General features: G+C 72.1%; 16 protein-coding genes. 7 read left to right on the top strand and 9 right to left on the bottom strand.

The features are described from left to right. From ACWDX7_RS13955 to ACWDX7_RS13945, 3 genes are all read right to left on the bottom strand, one after another. On the bottom strand, positions 1 to 765 hold a 765-nt coding region (locus ACWDX7_RS13955; protein ID WP_451493379.1), incomplete at its 3' end, for an Hsp70 family protein. A 103-nt stretch (positions 766 to 868) separates the two neighbouring features. Continuing rightward, a complete protein-coding gene (locus tag ACWDX7_RS13950; RefSeq protein ID WP_451493378.1) occupies positions 869 to 1,297 on the bottom strand; it encodes an Hsp20/alpha crystallin family protein in 429 nt (142 codons plus the stop codon). Between the two features lie 272 nt (positions 1,298 to 1,569). Beyond that, positions 1,570 to 1,947, bottom strand: coding sequence for a polyprenyl synthetase family protein (locus tag ACWDX7_RS13945; protein ID WP_451493377.1), 378 nt, complete (start codon positions 1,945 to 1,947; stop codon positions 1,570 to 1,572). Between the two features lie 282 nt (positions 1,948 to 2,229). On the opposite strand from ACWDX7_RS13945, the gene ACWDX7_RS13940 reads away from it, so the two are divergent. From ACWDX7_RS13940 to ACWDX7_RS13925, 4 genes are all read left to right on the top strand, one after another. Further along, positions 2,230 to 2,673, top strand: a complete 444-nt coding sequence (locus tag ACWDX7_RS13940) for a DUF4383 domain-containing protein (RefSeq protein WP_451493376.1) — start codon at positions 2,230 to 2,232, stop codon at positions 2,671 to 2,673. Between the two features lie 137 nt (positions 2,674 to 2,810). Then, positions 2,811 to 3,599, top strand: coding sequence for a hypothetical protein (locus tag ACWDX7_RS13935; protein WP_451493375.1), 789 nt, complete (start codon positions 2,811 to 2,813; stop codon positions 3,597 to 3,599). Between the two features lie 3 nt (positions 3,600 to 3,602). Then, positions 3,603 to 4,082, top strand: a complete 480-nt coding sequence (locus tag ACWDX7_RS13930; RefSeq protein ID WP_451493374.1) for a phage holin family protein — start codon at positions 3,603 to 3,605, stop codon at positions 4,080 to 4,082. Continuing rightward, a complete protein-coding gene (locus tag ACWDX7_RS13925) occupies positions 4,058 to 4,729 on the top strand; it encodes a DUF3618 domain-containing protein (RefSeq protein ID WP_451493373.1) in 672 nt (223 codons plus the stop codon). Before ACWDX7_RS13930 ends, ACWDX7_RS13925 begins: the two co-directional genes overlap by 25 nt. Positions 4,730 to 4,802: 73 nt before the next feature. Here the strand turns inward: ACWDX7_RS13925 and ACWDX7_RS13920 are convergent, their stop codons facing one another. Together ACWDX7_RS13920 and ACWDX7_RS13915 are read right to left on the bottom strand one after the other, a co-directional pair. Next, positions 4,803 to 5,054, bottom strand: coding sequence for a hypothetical protein (locus tag ACWDX7_RS13920; RefSeq protein WP_451493372.1), 252 nt, complete (start codon positions 5,052 to 5,054; stop codon positions 4,803 to 4,805). Positions 5,055 to 5,065: 11 nt separating this feature from the next. Next, entirely contained in the window at positions 5,066 to 5,320 is a 255-nt protein-coding gene (locus tag ACWDX7_RS13915; protein ID WP_451493371.1) for a hypothetical protein, read from the bottom strand. A gap of 188 nt (positions 5,321 to 5,508) precedes the next feature. Between ACWDX7_RS13915 and ACWDX7_RS13910 the strand changes: the two genes are divergently transcribed. Beyond that, positions 5,509 to 7,167 (top strand): catalase, encoded by a 1,659-nt coding sequence (locus ACWDX7_RS13910; protein WP_451493380.1) that lies wholly within the window; start codon positions 5,509 to 5,511, stop codon positions 7,165 to 7,167. Positions 7,168 to 7,288: 121 nt separating this feature from the next. Here the strand turns inward: ACWDX7_RS13910 and ACWDX7_RS13905 are convergent, their stop codons facing one another. After that, positions 7,289 to 8,113, bottom strand: a complete 825-nt coding sequence (locus ACWDX7_RS13905) for an NAD-dependent epimerase/dehydratase family protein (RefSeq protein ID WP_451493340.1) — start codon at positions 8,111 to 8,113, stop codon at positions 7,289 to 7,291. Between the two features lie 107 nt (positions 8,114 to 8,220). Here ACWDX7_RS13905 and ACWDX7_RS13900 point away from each other — a divergent pair, with 107 nt between their 5' ends. Together ACWDX7_RS13900 and ACWDX7_RS13895 are read left to right on the top strand one after the other, a co-directional pair. Next, positions 8,221 to 9,381: a YihY/virulence factor BrkB family protein gene (locus ACWDX7_RS13900; RefSeq protein WP_451493339.1), complete on the top strand. Its 1,161-nt coding sequence runs from the start codon at positions 8,221 to 8,223 to the stop codon at positions 9,379 to 9,381. 513 nt (positions 9,382 to 9,894) lie between these two features. After that, positions 9,895 to 11,187, top strand: a complete 1,293-nt coding sequence (locus ACWDX7_RS13895) for an MFS transporter (RefSeq protein ID WP_451493341.1) — start codon at positions 9,895 to 9,897, stop codon at positions 11,185 to 11,187. Here the strand turns inward: ACWDX7_RS13895 and ACWDX7_RS13890 are convergent. From ACWDX7_RS13890 to ACWDX7_RS13880, 3 genes are read right to left on the bottom strand one after another with little or no spacing between them, the layout of a single operon-like run. Beyond that, a complete protein-coding gene (locus ACWDX7_RS13890) occupies positions 11,184 to 12,242 on the bottom strand; it encodes a glycosyltransferase family 9 protein (RefSeq protein ID WP_451493338.1) in 1,059 nt (352 codons plus the stop codon). The two genes, ACWDX7_RS13895 and ACWDX7_RS13890, sit on opposite strands and share 4 nt — an antisense overlap. A gap of 49 nt (positions 12,243 to 12,291) precedes the next feature. Then, entirely contained in the window at positions 12,292 to 13,680 is a 1,389-nt protein-coding gene (rfaE2, locus tag ACWDX7_RS13885) for a D-glycero-beta-D-manno-heptose 1-phosphate adenylyltransferase (protein WP_451493337.1), read from the bottom strand. Beyond that, the gene (locus ACWDX7_RS13880) at positions 13,677 to 14,309 is read right to left on the bottom strand and encodes a D-sedoheptulose-7-phosphate isomerase (protein ID WP_451493336.1); all 633 of its coding nucleotides are present in this window, start codon (positions 14,307 to 14,309) and stop codon (positions 13,677 to 13,679) included. The genes rfaE2 and ACWDX7_RS13880 overlap by 4 nt, the downstream gene beginning before the upstream one ends.

Below are 14,309 nucleotides of genomic sequence, written 5' to 3'. Positions count from 1 at the left end.
GGTCTCCGTGGAGGAGGACAGTTCGATCTTCGCCTTCTCGGCGGCCTCGCGCAGACGCTGGAGCGCCATCTTGTCCTTGGACAGGTCGACGCCGTAACCGTTCTGGAACTGCTTCACCAGGTGGTCGACGATCCGCTGGTCCCAGTCGTCACCGCCCAGATGGGTGTCGCCGTTGGTGGCCTTGACCTCCACCAGCCCTTCGCCGATCTCCAGGAGCGACACGTCGAAGGTGCCGCCACCGAGGTCGAAGACGAGGATGGTCTGGTCGTTCTCCTTGTCGAGGCCGTAGGCGAGCGCGGCGGCGGTCGGCTCGTTGATGATGCGCAGGACCTTCAGGCCCGCGATCTCACCGGCTTCCTTCGTCGCGGTGCGCTGGGAGTCGTTGAAGTAGGCCGGGACCGTGATCACGGCATCGGTCACGTCCTCGCCGAGATACGCCTCGGCGTCCCTCTTCAGCTTCTGGAGCACGCGCGCCGAGATCTCCTGCGCCGTGTACCGCTTGCCGCCGGCGTCCCCGGACTCGGGGAAGCGCCAGTCCGTTTCCCCCATGTGCCGCTTCACCGACCGGGCGGTCAGATCGACGTTGGTGACCGATTGCCGCTTGGCGATCTCACCGACCAGCACCTCCCCGCCCTTGGCGAACGCCACCACGGAGGGCGTCGTCCTGTTCCCTTCGGTGTTCGTGATGACCGTGGGCTCGCCGCCTTCGAGGACGGCCACGACGGAGTTGGTCGTGCCCAGGTCGATCCCCACTGCCCGTGCCATTACTCGCTCCTCTTCGACTCTCGGCCGACGTCACGGAGAAGTGGAGGGCGGGCCGAGGGGGAGGTTGAGGATCCCGCCCTCCACGCTGTGTGCCGCGCGCCCGTCAGGCGTTGATCTCCTTGCGCGCGTCCTTGCCACCACTGATTTCGATCTTCCGCGGCTTGGCCTTCTCGGCGACCGGAATGGTCAGCCGCAGGACACCGGCTTCGTAAGACGCCTCGATGCGCTCCGTGTCCAGCGTCTCACCGAGGAACAACTGGCGGCTGAAGGTGCCGGTGGGGCGCTCCGCGATGAGCACCTCACCCTCGCTGCCAGTGGCGGTGGTCCGCCGTTCGGCCTTCACGCTGAGGACGTTCTGCTCGACGTCGAGATCGATGGAGCCGGGGTCGACACCGGGCAGGTCCAGCTCGACGACGAAGGACTCGCCTTCACGGAAGGCGTCCATGGGCATGGCCGCCGGCCGGGCGGCGGTTCCCAGCATCTGCTGCGTCAGCCGGTCGAGTTCGCGGAAGGGGTCGGTCCGCATGAGCATCGTGGTCACTCCTCTCCCATCTGTCAGGGGATGCACATGACGACACCATCTATATAGCTCCCGGCAACAAAGTTGACAAGCATCCGCTAAAGATTTTTCAGCGCTGACGACGGAATACCTCCGCTGACCTGGGCAGGCGCGTTCGTACGGGCGCGCTTCGCTCGGGCACCTGCCCGTGGGCCTGCCGCCTAAACGGCCCGTCCGGGCGCCGCTGACAGCATGCCGCGCACCCCTGCCCACCAGGCCGTTCGACCGCCTTGACTGTTCGACGGTCACATGGGGCGTTCTACGCTCCACACCGGGAGACGTTCGAAGAACGCGACGGCTTCTTCCCGCCACCTCGGCCGCCAGGCGGCGGCTTCGGCGGCGGCCAGCTCCGCGTGACGCGCCATGTCCGACCGCAGTTTGCCCCGGACGCCGTGCCGCTCGGCGACCTCGCGTACGGCGGCGATCGCCTCTTCGGCGCAGTGGGGGTCGCCGAGGCAGGCTTCCACCACGGCCCGCTCGGAGTCGGTGGCGGCCGTCAGCACGGCTCGGACGGCGTAGTTGCGCCGCCCGTCCCGGATGTCGGTCCCCGTGGGCTTGCCCATGGCCTTCGCGTCGCCGAAGAGGTCCTGGTAGTCGTCGCGCATCTGCTCGGAGATTCCCACGAGCCGGCGTAGCGGCGCAGCTCCTTCTCGAAGGGGGCCGGCTGGGCGCCGGGCCCACCGGCGCTCGGGCGCCGGGGGCCGGAGCTGGGGTGCCGGCCACCGCGCGTACCGACGGGCGGCGGTCGTCCGCCCGTTTCAGGTTTCGGCCGCTGATGGGTGGACAGGCGCAGCGAGCCGGTCAAGCCGCGTCCGGGGGCACGGGTGCCGGCCGGCGAGGACCGGTCCGCCCGGCCCACCCCGCGCTTCACCCGCGTCCATCCACCTGCGAAACGAGGTCTTCCGATGGCAACACGTCACCACTCGGCAGTGGCCGGGCGTACTCCGATTCAGCAGGCCGCGCTTTTGGTCGGCGCGGTGTTCCTGCTGGTCGGCGTGCTCGGCTTCATTCCCGGCGTCACCACCAACTACGACGCCATGGCGTTCGCCGAACACCACTCGCAGGCCAAGCTGTTCGGGGTGTTCCAGGTCTCCGTCCTGCACAACATCGTCCACTTCCTGTTCGGCGTCGCCGGACTGGTGATGTCGGGGACGGTGCGGGGCGCACGCGCGTTCCTGCTCGGTGGCGGAGCGATCTACCTGGTCCTGTGGCTTTACGGCCTCCTCATCGACCACGACAGCGCCGCCAACTTCGTGCCCGTCAACGACGCGGACAACTGGCTTCACCTCGTCCTCGGCCTCGGCATGATCGCCCTCGGCGTACTCCTCGGCCGACGCCGCCGCCTCTGATCCGCGACGTCGCCGGGACTTCGGCCGTGCGCCGCAAATCCTGCGGCTGATGCCGAAGGGAACGGATGCCGGGCCGGACCGCGGGTATGCGCCCCGATGTAAGGCAGAAACGCCGCTTTGATTCACTTGGAGGAGCCTTGAGTGACTTCGATGGCTCGAACCGGACCGACCAGCAGCCGTCGGCAGTAGCCCGGACGGCTCAGGAGAAGGCGGGAGAGAGCGCCGCTCTGGTCGGCGACAAGGCCGGTCAGGTGGCCGGCACCGCCAAGCAAGAGATGAGCCATGTGGCGGGCGAGGCCACCGCTCAGGCACGCAACCTCGCCGGCCAGGTGCGCGAACAGTTGCAGAACCAGGCGCAGTCCCAGACCCAGCGCCTGGCCGACAACGTGCGCCGGCTCGCCGACGAGCTCAAGGAAATGAGCGAGGGCGGCGCCAAGCCGGACTCCACCGCCGCGGGAGTGGCGCGCCAGATAGCCGACAGCGGCCACCAGGTGGCTGCTCGGCTGGAGCACCGGGGCCCGGACGGCCTGGTGACCGACCTGCAGAACTTCGCGCGGCGTCGCCCGGGCATGTTCCTCGCGGGGGCTGCGCTGGCCGGGTTCGCGGTCGCGCGGGCCGGCAAGGGCGTCAGCGCGGCGGGCTCGGCATCGTCGGACGGCGGCGGCGCGGCCGCGCGCCAGGGCACTCCTTCGGCCGATGGCCGCGAGCCCTTCCCCAACCCGCAACTGGATCCCGACGTCGGCGCCGGGTACGCGGACCCGCTGGACACCTACGGCCAGTCGCAGCCGCCGCACGTCACGCCTGCCTACGGTGCCACCGGCCCCGGGGCCGGAGCCGCCACCCCGCCGCCGCCCGCCTACCCGCCGCCCACTTACCCGCCTACCGGAACGGACCCGTCGGCCGGCCGGCCGGGGCAAGGGAGCTGAGACATGGCCACGTCCTATTCCGAACGTACGGCGACGGGGGCGGACATGCGCCGCCCCGTGTCCACCCCCGCCCCACAGCGCGCGCCGGCTCCCGGCCCGGCCGTCGGCGAGTCCTCGATCGGCGACCTGATCAGCGCGATCAGTACCGACCTCTCGCAGCTCGTCCGCGACGAGGTGGAGCTCGCCAAGGCGGAGATCAAGCAGGAGGCGACGAAGGCCGGCAAGGCCGCCGGGATGCTCGGCGGAGCCGGCTACGCGGGGCACCTGGTGTTGCTGCTGGGCAGCTTCACCATCGTCTTCGCCCTCGCGCACGTCATGGACATCGCCTGGGCCTCTCTGATCGTGACGGCCGTGTGGGCCGTGGTGGGCGGCGGCCTGTACTACATCGGCCGCAAGCAGTTGCGCACGGTGAACCTGAAACCGGAGCAGACGGTGGAGACCTTGAAGGAGGATGCCCAATGGGCGCGACACCTGAAGAGCTGAGGAACGACCTCGAATACCGTCGAGCCCACTTGGCCCGCAACGTCGATCTGCTGACGGACCGGGTGACTCCGCGGAGGGTGGCGCGGCGCAAGGTGGGCAGCGCCCGCCATCGGCTGACCACGATGAAGGAGCAGGTGATGGGCACAGCTCAAGACGCTGCCCAGAGCGTCACCGACAGCGCGGCGCAGGCGACCGGCAGCGTGGCCGAGACGGCCAGGGACACCGCCGGCCAGATCGGCGAGGCCGTGCAGAGTGCCCCCGAGCAGATCAAGCGGCAGACGCAGGGCAGTCCCCTCGGAGCCGGTCTGATGGCGTTCGGCGCCGGCATGCTGGCCGCGGCCCTGCTGCCGACGACCCGGGCTGAGGAACGCCTGGGACAGCAGTTGCGGGAGCACTCCGACGAGCTGGTGGAGCCGGTGAAGCAGACGGCCGTGGGGGCCGTCCGAGAGGTGCAGGACGAGCTGCGCGAGCCGGCCGCCGAGGCGGTGGAAGCGGTCAAGTCCACCGCGCAGGAAGCGGCCCAGACCACGAAGGAGGAGGCCCGCACGGCCGGCCGGGAAACGGTGGAAGGCGTCCGGGAGGCCGGTCAGGACACCGTACGCGAGACCCGCGGCCCGGGCGGGGGCCCCTCGCAGCGCGGCATGTAAGGACAACGGGAGGGAGGGCCTGCGCCGAAGGCGCAGGCCCTCCCTCCTCGTCGGGTCGGGAGACTGCCGCTGCTCAGGCCCCGAGTTCGGCGATCGCGGTGTCCAGGCGGGATGCCAGGGCGTCGAGGTCCTGTTCGGCCGGTGGGCCGGGCGGCAGCGTCGCGGCCAGATCGCGGCCGGAGGCGACCTCGACGGCTCCGGCGTAGGCGTCGGACGCCAGTCGGGCCGCCGGGACGACCTCCGTACGGCCCTCGATCATCACGAGAGAGTGGTTCTCACCGGATTGATCGAGGAGGGCGCGGACCTGTTCGCGTGTGACGGTCACGGTTGCGCCCCTCACGCGCTCTGCGCATCGTCCGGGCCGGTCCCCGAGGGCTCCTCGGCCTGGTCCTCCGGGTCGGCCTCTACACCCGCGAGCGGTTCTCCGCTGCCGGTGCCCGCCTGGTGGTAGCCCTCGCGGGCGCTTGCCGTACCGGGCACGACGCGCTCCCGCGCCTGGCTCTCGGAGCCGGAGTGCGCTCCCGGTTCCTCCTCGCTGCGGGCCCGGGCGAACCGGTCGGGCCCGGGGGCGTCGGGTGTGTGCTCGCTCATCTCATGTCCTTCCGCCGCGGTGACCCCTTCGGGGGACTGCCCGCGCAGACCGGGGCAAAACAGCGCGCGCGGGACGCCGGTCGTTGAGTGAGGATCGATGGTGCGGGTAATAGCAGGCAGTCGCGCCGCACCCGGCTACGGGCCGGGGCGGCCTCATGACACACGCAGACATCCAGGAGGAGCCGGCCGTGACCGACGTATCGAGCATGGGATCCGCCCCTGACGACCCCCGTCCGGTGCTCACCGACCGACAGGGCCATCCCGTCTACGACAACCAGAACCAGCGCACGGTCGGTGCTCGGGGCCCGGCCACCTTGGAGAACTACCACTTCCTCGACAAGATCAGCCACTTCGACCGGGAGCGCATCCCGGAGCGCGTGGTCCACGCCCGCGGTGTGACCACGTACGGCTACTTCGAGTCCTACGGGGCCTGGGGCGACGAGCCGATCAGCCGGTACACGCGGGCCAAGCTGTTCCAGGAACGCGGCAAGCGGACGGACGTCGCCGTACGGTTCTCCACCGTCATCGGCGGGCGGGACTCCTCCGAGGCCGCCCGTGACCCGCGGGGCTTCGCGGTGAAGTTCTACACCGAGGACGGCAACTGGGACCTCGTCGGCAACAACCTGGGCGTGTTCTTCATCCGGGACGCCGTCAAGTTCCCCGACGTCATCCACGCCCTCAAGCCGGACCCGGTCTCGCACGAGCAGAAGCCGGCACGGATCTTCGACTTCATGTCGCAGACTCCCGAGTCGATGCACATGCTGGTGAACCTCTTCAGCCCGCGCGGCATCCCGGCCGACTACCGGCACATGCAGGGCTTTGGAGTGAACACCTACAAGTGGGTGAACGCCGAGGGCGGAACCGTCCTGGTCAAGTACCACTGGATGCCCAAGCAGGGCGTACGGAGCATGACCGAGGAGGACGCCGCCAACGTCCAGGCGGAAAACCTGGGCCACGCCACCAAGGACCTGTACGAGGCGATCCGGCGCGGCGACTACCCGGAATGGGAACTGCTGGTCCAGATGATGGAGGACCACGAGCACGCGGAGCTGGACTTCGACCCGCTCGACGACACCAAGACCTGGCCCGAGCAGGAGTTCCCGCCCAAACCGGTCGGCCGGATGGTCCTCAACCGCACGGTGGACAACTACTTCGCCGAGAACGAGCAGATCGCCTTCGGTACGGGCGTACTCGTCGACGGTCTGGACTTCTCCGACGACAAGATGCTGGTGGGGCGTACGTTCTCGTACAGCGACACCCAGCGGTACCGGGTGGGTCCCAACTACCTCCAGCTGCCGGTGAACCAGGCCAAGCATGCCGATGTACGCACCAACCAGCGCGACGGCATGATGGCCTACCAGGTCGACGGAGCCGGGGAGAACCCGGAGGTCAACTACGAGCCGTCGATCACCGGGGGGCTGCGGGAGGCGCAGTATCCGACGCATGACGAGCAGGGTCCGGAGATCAGGGGCCGACTGACGCGCAAGCGCATCGCGCGCACCAACGACTACCTGCAGGCCGGGCAGCGCTACCTGCTGATGGAGGACTGGGAGCGCGACGACCTGGTCCACAACTTCGTCACGCTGATCGCCCAGTGCGACCGGGCCGTGCAGGAGCGCATGGTGTGGCATCTTCTCCTGGCGGAGAACGAGCTCGGGCTGCGCGTCGGGGACGGCCTCGGAATCAGCCCCTCCGACGTCTCTCACCTGGAGCCGCTGGCGAGCCAGACGCTGACGGACGAAGACCGCAAGCGGCTGGAGAACCTCGGCAACAACCCGCCGCGCGACGTGACGGGCCTGACCATGACCCACTGCGTGCCCGACGAGCGGCATGTTGTGACCCGCTGACCACCGATACGGATACCTCGTCCGCCGGCCCGGCTCGCGCGAGCCGGGCCGCGGGCGGGGGCCGGCCCTGGGCGGGCGCCCGGGCCGGCGGACGGCACCGGGAGCGGCTGGCGCCCGGGCGCTACCCCATCGGCACGCCGAGCTCGGCGGTGGCGGTGAAGTACCGGCCGCCCACGTACTCCTCGTCCGCCCGGTCCTGCGCATCGAGGCCCGCCAGCAGCTCGGCGGCGAAGACCTCCGCGTCGTCGGCCGGCCGGTATCCCAGTGCCTCGGCCTCGCGCAGGGAGTAGATGTTCCGGGTGTTCCTCGACACCCCCCACACGATGCGGAAGCCGGGACTCTCGGCGGTCAGGCACGCCTCGAAGAGGCGCCCCGCGTCATCCGGGGACAGCCACGTCGCCAGTCCGTGCGGGTCCGGCGGACGCTCGAAGCAGGAACCGATCCGCACACAGATCACATCCATGCCGAAGCGGGAGTGGTAGAGGCTGCCCAGGGCCTCCATGGCCGCCTTGCTGAACCCGTAGTACGTGTCCGGACGCGCACTGCTGTCGGCAGGGAGCCCTTCGACTCCGGCCTCGCGCACGGTGCGGAAACCCACGGCGTGGCCGCTGGACGCCAGGATGACCCGGCCGACGCCCGCCGACCGAGCCGCTTCCAGCACCGCACGCGTGCCCACGACGTTGACCTCCAGGATGTTCTCCCAGGTGTCCTCGCTGCTCAGGCCCGCCAAGTGGATGACCGCCTCCACACCGGCACAGGCCTCCCGTACGGCCGAGGGGTCCGTGACCGACCCGGCCACCACCTCCACGGGCCCCCCGGGCAGCGCGTCGCCGGGAGGGACCACATCCATCAGGCGCAGCACGCGCCCCCGCCGCCGCAAGCGGGGGCACACCATGCCGCCGACGACGCCCGAGGCACCCGTGATCAGAACGCGATGATCCTTCATGCGCCCATCGTCTCCCCCTGCGGCCGTGATTGCGCCGACCGCAGCTTCTTCCGGCTCCGGTGTGGCGGGACGCGATTGGATCGCTGTTTTCGGGACAGAGGCCCCGTATGGCAGCACTATGGCAGCGCAGGCACCACGAGCAGGAGCGGAGCGGCGGCCCGGGCCCCGCGTCCGACCGGCGCACGGAGCGGGTCGCACCGGCTGAGCGGGCCGGGCCGGACGAGGCGGTGCTGCGGCGGGCGCCCGACGGGCCGGCCGACATGCCAAAACGCGCCTGGGGCCGCGTACTGAAGGGCACGCTGAAGGAGTTCAAGGACGACGAGCTGGGCGACCGGGCCGCGGCCCTGACGTACTACGGCATCCTGGCGCTCTTCCCGGCCCTGCTGGTCCTGGTGTCCATCCTCGGTCTCGCCGGCCGGTCGGCTACCCAGCAGGTGCTGGACAACCTGCGGACGCTCGCCCCCGGATCGGCGCGCGACATCATCACCACCGCGGTGCAGCAGTTGCAGGGCAACAGCGGCATCGGGTCGATCATGGCCCTCGTGGGTGTCGCCGTCGCGGTGTGGTCCGCGTCGGGGTACGTGGCGGCGTTCATCCGCGCCGCCAACGCCGTGTACGACATGCCCGAGGGCCGGCCCGTGTGGAAAGTTCTGCCGCTGCGCCTCGGTGTGACCGTCACCCTGATGGTCATGGCCTGTGCGAGCGCGCTGATCGTCGTGTTCACCGGCGGTCTGGCCCGCCAGGCCGGGGAGGTCCTGGGGATCGGCGATACCGCGCTGACGGTGTGGTCGATCGCGAAGTGGCCGGTCCTGGTCCTGCTGGTCACCGTCATGATCGCCTTGCTGTACTGGGCGTCGCCCAACGCGAAGGGCCGCGGCTTCAAGTGGATCACCCCGGGCAGTTTCCTCGCCCTGGTGATCTGGATGCTGGCGTCGGCCGGCTTCGCGTTCTACGTGGCGAACTTCGCCTCCTACAACAAGACCTACGGCACGCTGGCCGGCGTCATCATCTTCCTGGTGTGGCTGTGGATCACCAATCTGGCGATCCTCCTCGGCCTCGAATTCGATGCCGAGATGTCCCGCCAGCGGGCCATCGCGGGCGGGCACCCGGCGGACGAGGAGCCGTACGTCGAACCCCGCGACACCCGGGCGTGGAGCGAGGAGGACCAAGCGCGCCTGGCGCGCCGCCGAGAGACGGACGCGGCAGACGGCGGCGGCCGGCCGGCGCAGGAGCGCGACCGGCGGGAGACGGGCCGCCGGAAGGTCTGAGTACGCGCGGTACGCGGCCCCGGGCGGCCCGGTGCTCGTAGCCGGTGGCGCACGGCCGGGGCGCTGGGGGCGTGGGGGCGCTCCGCGCGCCTGGACGGGCCCGTAGGCCCTGTCGTCAACGTCCCTCCCGGCGGGAGGGACGTTGACGACAGGGCCCAGTGGTTTTCTGTGAGCAAGCACACCCGGACCCTCGGACCCCTGTCCCCGCAAGCGATTCGCCCGTGCGGGCGGTCCAGCGCGGGTGTGTTCAGGGCCGGGGCCGCTCCTGGTCTGTCAGGATGGTCCGCCGGGACCGAGCGCGCCTGCGCGCCGACCGGTCCCCAGAGCGCTGGACGTGCCGGAGCACCGTCGTCGTCCCAGTCGGTCGTCCCCTCCCCGGTTTGCCCCGCCACCAGCCGAGCCATGCGCTCTTTCAGGTACCCCACTGTGTCTGCTTCGCCGCCCTCCCCTGCCACCGCGCCGCTTTCGACCGGCCCCGACCGCTCCCCCTGGCGTTCTCTGCGCTACCGCAGCATGCGCTGGTGGTCCGCGGCCCACTTCGTCTCCAACACGGGGACGTGGATGCAGCTCACGGTCCAGAACCTGCTGGTCCTCCAGATCACCGGTTCCGCCGCCGCGACGGGTCTGTCGATATCCCTCCAGGCGGCTCCGGGGCTGCTGATGGGACTGGCCGGCGGCGCCGCGGTGGACCGGTGGAACCGCAAGGTCACCGCTGCCGTGAGCCAGGTCCTGCTGGGAGCCGTGGCCTTCCTGACCGCCGTCCTCGTGGCGGTCGGCCGGCTGGACTTCGGTGTGCTGATGGTGCTGGCCGCGGTGACCGGTCTCATCGCCACGGTCGACGGACCCGCCTGCGCCCTCCTCGGCAACGATCTGGTCCGTCCGCAGGACGTGCCCTCCGCCATCGGCGTCGGCTCGCTGATCTTCAACGCGGGCCGGCTCGTGGGCGCGGCCCTCGGCGGCGTGACGGTCGGCTTCCTCGGTACGGCGGCCGCTTACGGCGCCAACGGCCTCTCCTTCCTCTTCGTCGCCGCCGTCATCCCCTTCCTGAAGCCCGCACCTCGCACGGCCGCCGACCGGCCGGAGCATGCCGGGGCCAAGCCCGCCGAAACGGCGGCGGCAGGACCAGGCGCAGCGGCAGCGGCAGCGGCAGCGGGCGATCTGAGCGCGCGTCAGGGCCTCGCCTTCTTCATGAGCCGGCCCCGGCTGGTCGCACTGGCCGCCATCAGCGGGGTCAGCGCCCTCTTCGGGCGGAACTACGGGCTCACCCTGGTCGTGCTGGTGACGGGCCCCCTCGCGGGCGACGCCGCCGCCTTCGGCACGGTGTCGACCGTCCTGGCGGCCGGCGGCATCATCGGGGCGGTGCTCGGCGCCCGGCTGCGCCGGCCGAGCGTACGGCTCGTCGGCATGCTGGCCGTCGCGGGATCCCTCCTCCAGGTGATGGCGGGGCTTTCACCCTCACTGGCCGTGCTGCTCGTGCTCGTGCTGCCGATGGCGGTCGCGGAGTCCGTCTCCGAAACCGCCGGAACGACCGTCCTGCAGACCGACCCGCCCGCCCACCTGCGGGGCCGCGTCCTGGGGGTCTGGAGCAGTGTCCGCACGCTGTGGGGCCTCGCGGCGCCGCCCGGGCTGGGGCTGCTCATGGAGCTGGCCGGTGTCCGGGGCGCGCTGGTGATCGGCGGCCTCGTGGCCGCGGGCGCCATCGGAGCGGGCTTCCTGCTCCGCGCCCGCCGCACCTCTCCCCAGGTTCTGTTCCTGGCCAAGCGCGGCACGGTTCCGGTCCGTCCGAGCCTGAGCACGGCCGCCTAAGTCCTGTCCCCGGCCTTGGCCGGGGACGGGTTCAGCAGGTCGTCCACCGCGTCGACCACCTCCTCGACGGTGATCCGCAGCAGCCGCCGGTCGGGCAGGCTTCCGTGGGCGTCTCCGGGGCGCAGCGGATCGTCGCCGGGCTCCGGGTGCCACAGCACCCGGTGCCGTCCGACGGCGGGCGGGCCCCAGAGGCGGGGTGAGACGGGGCCGAAGAGGATCACGGAGGGCGTTGCGAGCGCGGAGGCGAGGTGGGCCACTCCGGTGTCGCCCACCACCACGCACCGCGCCCCCGCGATGAGCGCGCTGATCCGCGAGAACGGTACGTCGCTCCCCCCGCCCAGCACGACTTCGGGCGGCAGCCCCGCCTCGGCGGCCACGGAGTGGGCCAGCCGGGCTTCGGCGGCGCCCGCGGTCACGACGACCTGGTGTCCCGCGCGCCGCAGGGCCGCCGCCACCGAGGAGAACCGCTCCGGCGGCCACCGCCTGGCGCCCGCGTCGGCGCCGGGGTGGATGACGATCGCGCCGGGCGCGGGTGAGGGCTCGGGCGGTGGCGGGATGCTCAGGTCGCCCGGTTCGGCGGGAATGCCGTACCAGCGCAGGAGCCGGCACCAGCGGTCCCGCTCGTGCTCGTCGGCGCGCCAGAACGGGCCTCGGATGCCGGGGGTGCGCGGGTGGCGGTAGGCCAGCAGCCGGCCTGGCCGCAGCCGTTCCAGGAGCAGGTGGCTCGGGGGCCCGTTGCCGTGCAGGTCGACCGCGACGTCGGGGGGCGGGCCGTGCCACGGGAGCTCGACGGGGACCTGGCGTCCGGGAGCCTCGGCCGGCAGGGTGCGGTCGACCAGTCCGGTGGCGGCCGCGGCGGCCGCCAGCCGTTGGGGCGCGGCCAGGACGATCTCGTGCCCCGGCAGGCTGCGCCGCAGGGCCCGCAGGCAGGGCACCACCGTCAGCAGGTCGCCCAGGCCCAGCGCGCGCAGCACCAGGACACGCGACTGCCGGGCGGCCGCGCCCCCGGCTCCGCTCCCGGCGCCTTCGCCGCGCGGCTCGGTCCTCATCGTCATGTGTCCACAGCCTTCCGGCGGTACGGGTCCGGGCCGGGCGGTACGGGGTTCAGGTCCCCGGCGGTACGGCGGCCGCCCGCGCCGCCCGGTCGGTCAGCAGGGTGGTGGAACGACCGGCGAGGTACGGCAGGACCACGGCCTGCCCTCCCCATTCCCGCAGTACGGCCGCCTCGGGAAGGTCCTCGACCGTGTAGTCGCCTCCCTTGACCCAGATATCCGGCCGCAACCGGTCGAGCAGCGCGGCCGGGGTGTCCTCCTCGAAGGCCACCACGGCGTCGACGCTGCCCAGCGCGCTCAGTACGCGCATCCGGTCGGCCAGCGGGTTCAGCGGCCGTCCGGGGCCCTTGCGCCGGGTGAGCGAGGCGTCGGTGTTGACGCACACGATGAGGCAGTCGCCGATGCGGCGGGCGCTTTCCAGCAGTCCTACGTGACCGGCGTGGATCAGGTCGAAGCAGCCGCCGGTCGCGACGACCGTCCCGCCGCGGGCGCGTACGCTCCGGGCCAGGGCGAAGGCGTCCGACGGACGGGGGTGGTCCTCGGCGGCCTCGGCCCGCCACAGCGCGGGGTTGCCCGCGCCCCCGGCCGCCACGAAGGCGCAGGCGTCGGCGACCGCCCGTTCCACGGCCTCTTCGGGCAGGGCTCCGTCCGCCAGGGCGGCCGCCGTGGCGGCGGCGAAGCAGTCGCCCGCTCCGCACGGGTCGCCCTCGGCCCGGTAGGGCGGCGGCACGAGCATCGGGGTGTCCTCGCCCGGACGCGTCAGCAGGACACCGCGCTGGCCGAGCGTCACCGCGACCGAGGCGGCCGCCCAGCGTTCCGCGAGCTCGGCGCCGCGCCGGGCGTCGGCGCGCAGGGTGGTGCTCTCGCCGGGGCACAGGGCGCGTGCCTCGGCCAGGTTGGGAGTCACCAGTCGCGCCCCCGGTACGGGCGTGTCGCCCCGGGGGTGGGGGTCCCACACGAGGGGCGCCCGGCGGGCGGCGTCCGCGAGGTGGTCCCGTACGGCCTCGGCGGTGTGGCGCCCGTAGTCGGCGACGAGGACGGCCCCCGCGCAGGCCAGCGCGTCCCGTACGGCCCGGTCCGGCGAGCCCGGGCGGCCGCCGCCGCGGTCGATCCGTACGAGCGGCCGGCCGTCCGCCAGGATCCTTGTCTTGACCGGCAGCGAGCCTTCCAGGGGCAGTTCGACCAGGGTGACCCGGCCGCGCAGGGCACGGCGTACGGATGCGCTGGCTTGGTCGTCGCCCAGCGCCGTGACGAGGACCACCTCGCGGCCCGAGCGGGCCGCGAGGACCGCGGCGAGGCCGGCGCCGCCCGGACGGGACAGCTCCGCGGTGACGTCGACGACGGGGGCCGGGGCGTCGGGTGCCAGTCGGGTGACGACGCCGTTGACGTCCTGGTCCAGGAGTGCGTCCCCGACGACCACCAGGGGCCCGGGGGCACTCATCGCCGGCCCGGGGAGACGGTCACGGAGCGGCGGGCCTTGGAGGTTTTGACGGGGACGGCAGCATCGAAGCTCTCGCACAGCAGGTGGACGGCCACGAGATGGGCTTCCTGGACGGTGGCGGTGCGCCGCGCGTCGATGCACACCGTCTCGTCGGCGATCTCGGCCAGCGGGTTGGGGCCCGGGCCGGTGAGGGCCCAGACCCGCAGTCCGGTGGTCCGGGCCGTCGCCGCCGCCGCGATCAGGTTGGCGCTGCGGCCGGAGGTCGACAGGAGCAGCAGGACGTCTCCGGGCCGGCCGTGCGCGGAGACCTGGCGGGCGAAGACCTGGTCGAAGCCGTAGTCGTTGCCGATGGCGGTCAGGCTGGAGGTGTCCGCGTGGAGGGCTATGGCCGAGTAGGCCGGCCGCTCCTCGCGGTAGCGGCCGACCAGTTCGGCGGTCAGGTGCTGTGCCTGGGCGGCGCTGCCGCCGTTGCCCGCCGCCAGCAGGCGGCCTCCCCCGGTCAGGACGCCGGCCAGCCGGCCGCCCCAGTCCGCCAGACGGCCGAGGCCGTCCTGGCGGAGTCGCTCCAGCGCGTCCTGCAGGGACTGGCAGTGCCGGTGCGCGTCTTCGGTCACAGGGTGTTCGCTCAT

Source organism: Streptomyces sp. NPDC003034, from assembly GCF_053591375.1.
The sequence above is the reverse complement of the archived record's forward strand: the minus strand, read 5'-3'. Positions and strand labels throughout refer to the sequence as shown.

Bases quoted from the DNA above. Each gene is read 5' to 3' on its own strand.
- ACWDX7_RS13900 (WP_451493339.1), top strand. From the start codon at position 8,221: ATGGCAGCACTATGGCAGCGCAGGCACCACGAGCAGGAGCGGAGCGGC.
- ACWDX7_RS13915 (WP_451493371.1), bottom strand. From the start codon at position 5,320: ATGAGCGAGCACACACCCGACGCCCCCGGGCCCGACCGGTTCGCCCGG.
- ACWDX7_RS13890 (WP_451493338.1), bottom strand. From the start codon at position 12,242: ATGACGATGAGGACCGAGCCGCGCGGCGAAGGCGCCGGGAGCGGAGCC.
- ACWDX7_RS13895 (WP_451493341.1), top strand. From the start codon at position 9,895: ATGCGCTGGTGGTCCGCGGCCCACTTCGTCTCCAACACGGGGACGTGG.
- ACWDX7_RS13940 (WP_451493376.1), top strand. From the start codon at position 2,230: ATGGCAACACGTCACCACTCGGCAGTGGCCGGGCGTACTCCGATTCAG.
- ACWDX7_RS13925 (WP_451493373.1), top strand. From the start codon at position 4,058: ATGGGCGCGACACCTGAAGAGCTGAGGAACGACCTCGAATACCGTCGA.
- ACWDX7_RS13880 (WP_451493336.1), bottom strand. From the start codon at position 14,309: ATGAGCGAACACCCTGTGACCGAAGACGCGCACCGGCACTGCCAGTCC.
- ACWDX7_RS13905 (WP_451493340.1), bottom strand. From the start codon at position 8,113: ATGAAGGATCATCGCGTTCTGATCACGGGTGCCTCGGGCGTCGTCGGC.
- ACWDX7_RS13950 (WP_451493378.1), bottom strand. From the start codon at position 1,297: ATGCTCATGCGGACCGACCCCTTCCGCGAACTCGACCGGCTGACGCAG.
- ACWDX7_RS13930 (WP_451493374.1), top strand. From the start codon at position 3,603: ATGGCCACGTCCTATTCCGAACGTACGGCGACGGGGGCGGACATGCGC.
- rfaE2 (WP_451493337.1), bottom strand. From the start codon at position 13,680: ATGAGTGCCCCCGGGCCCCTGGTGGTCGTCGGGGACGCACTCCTGGAC.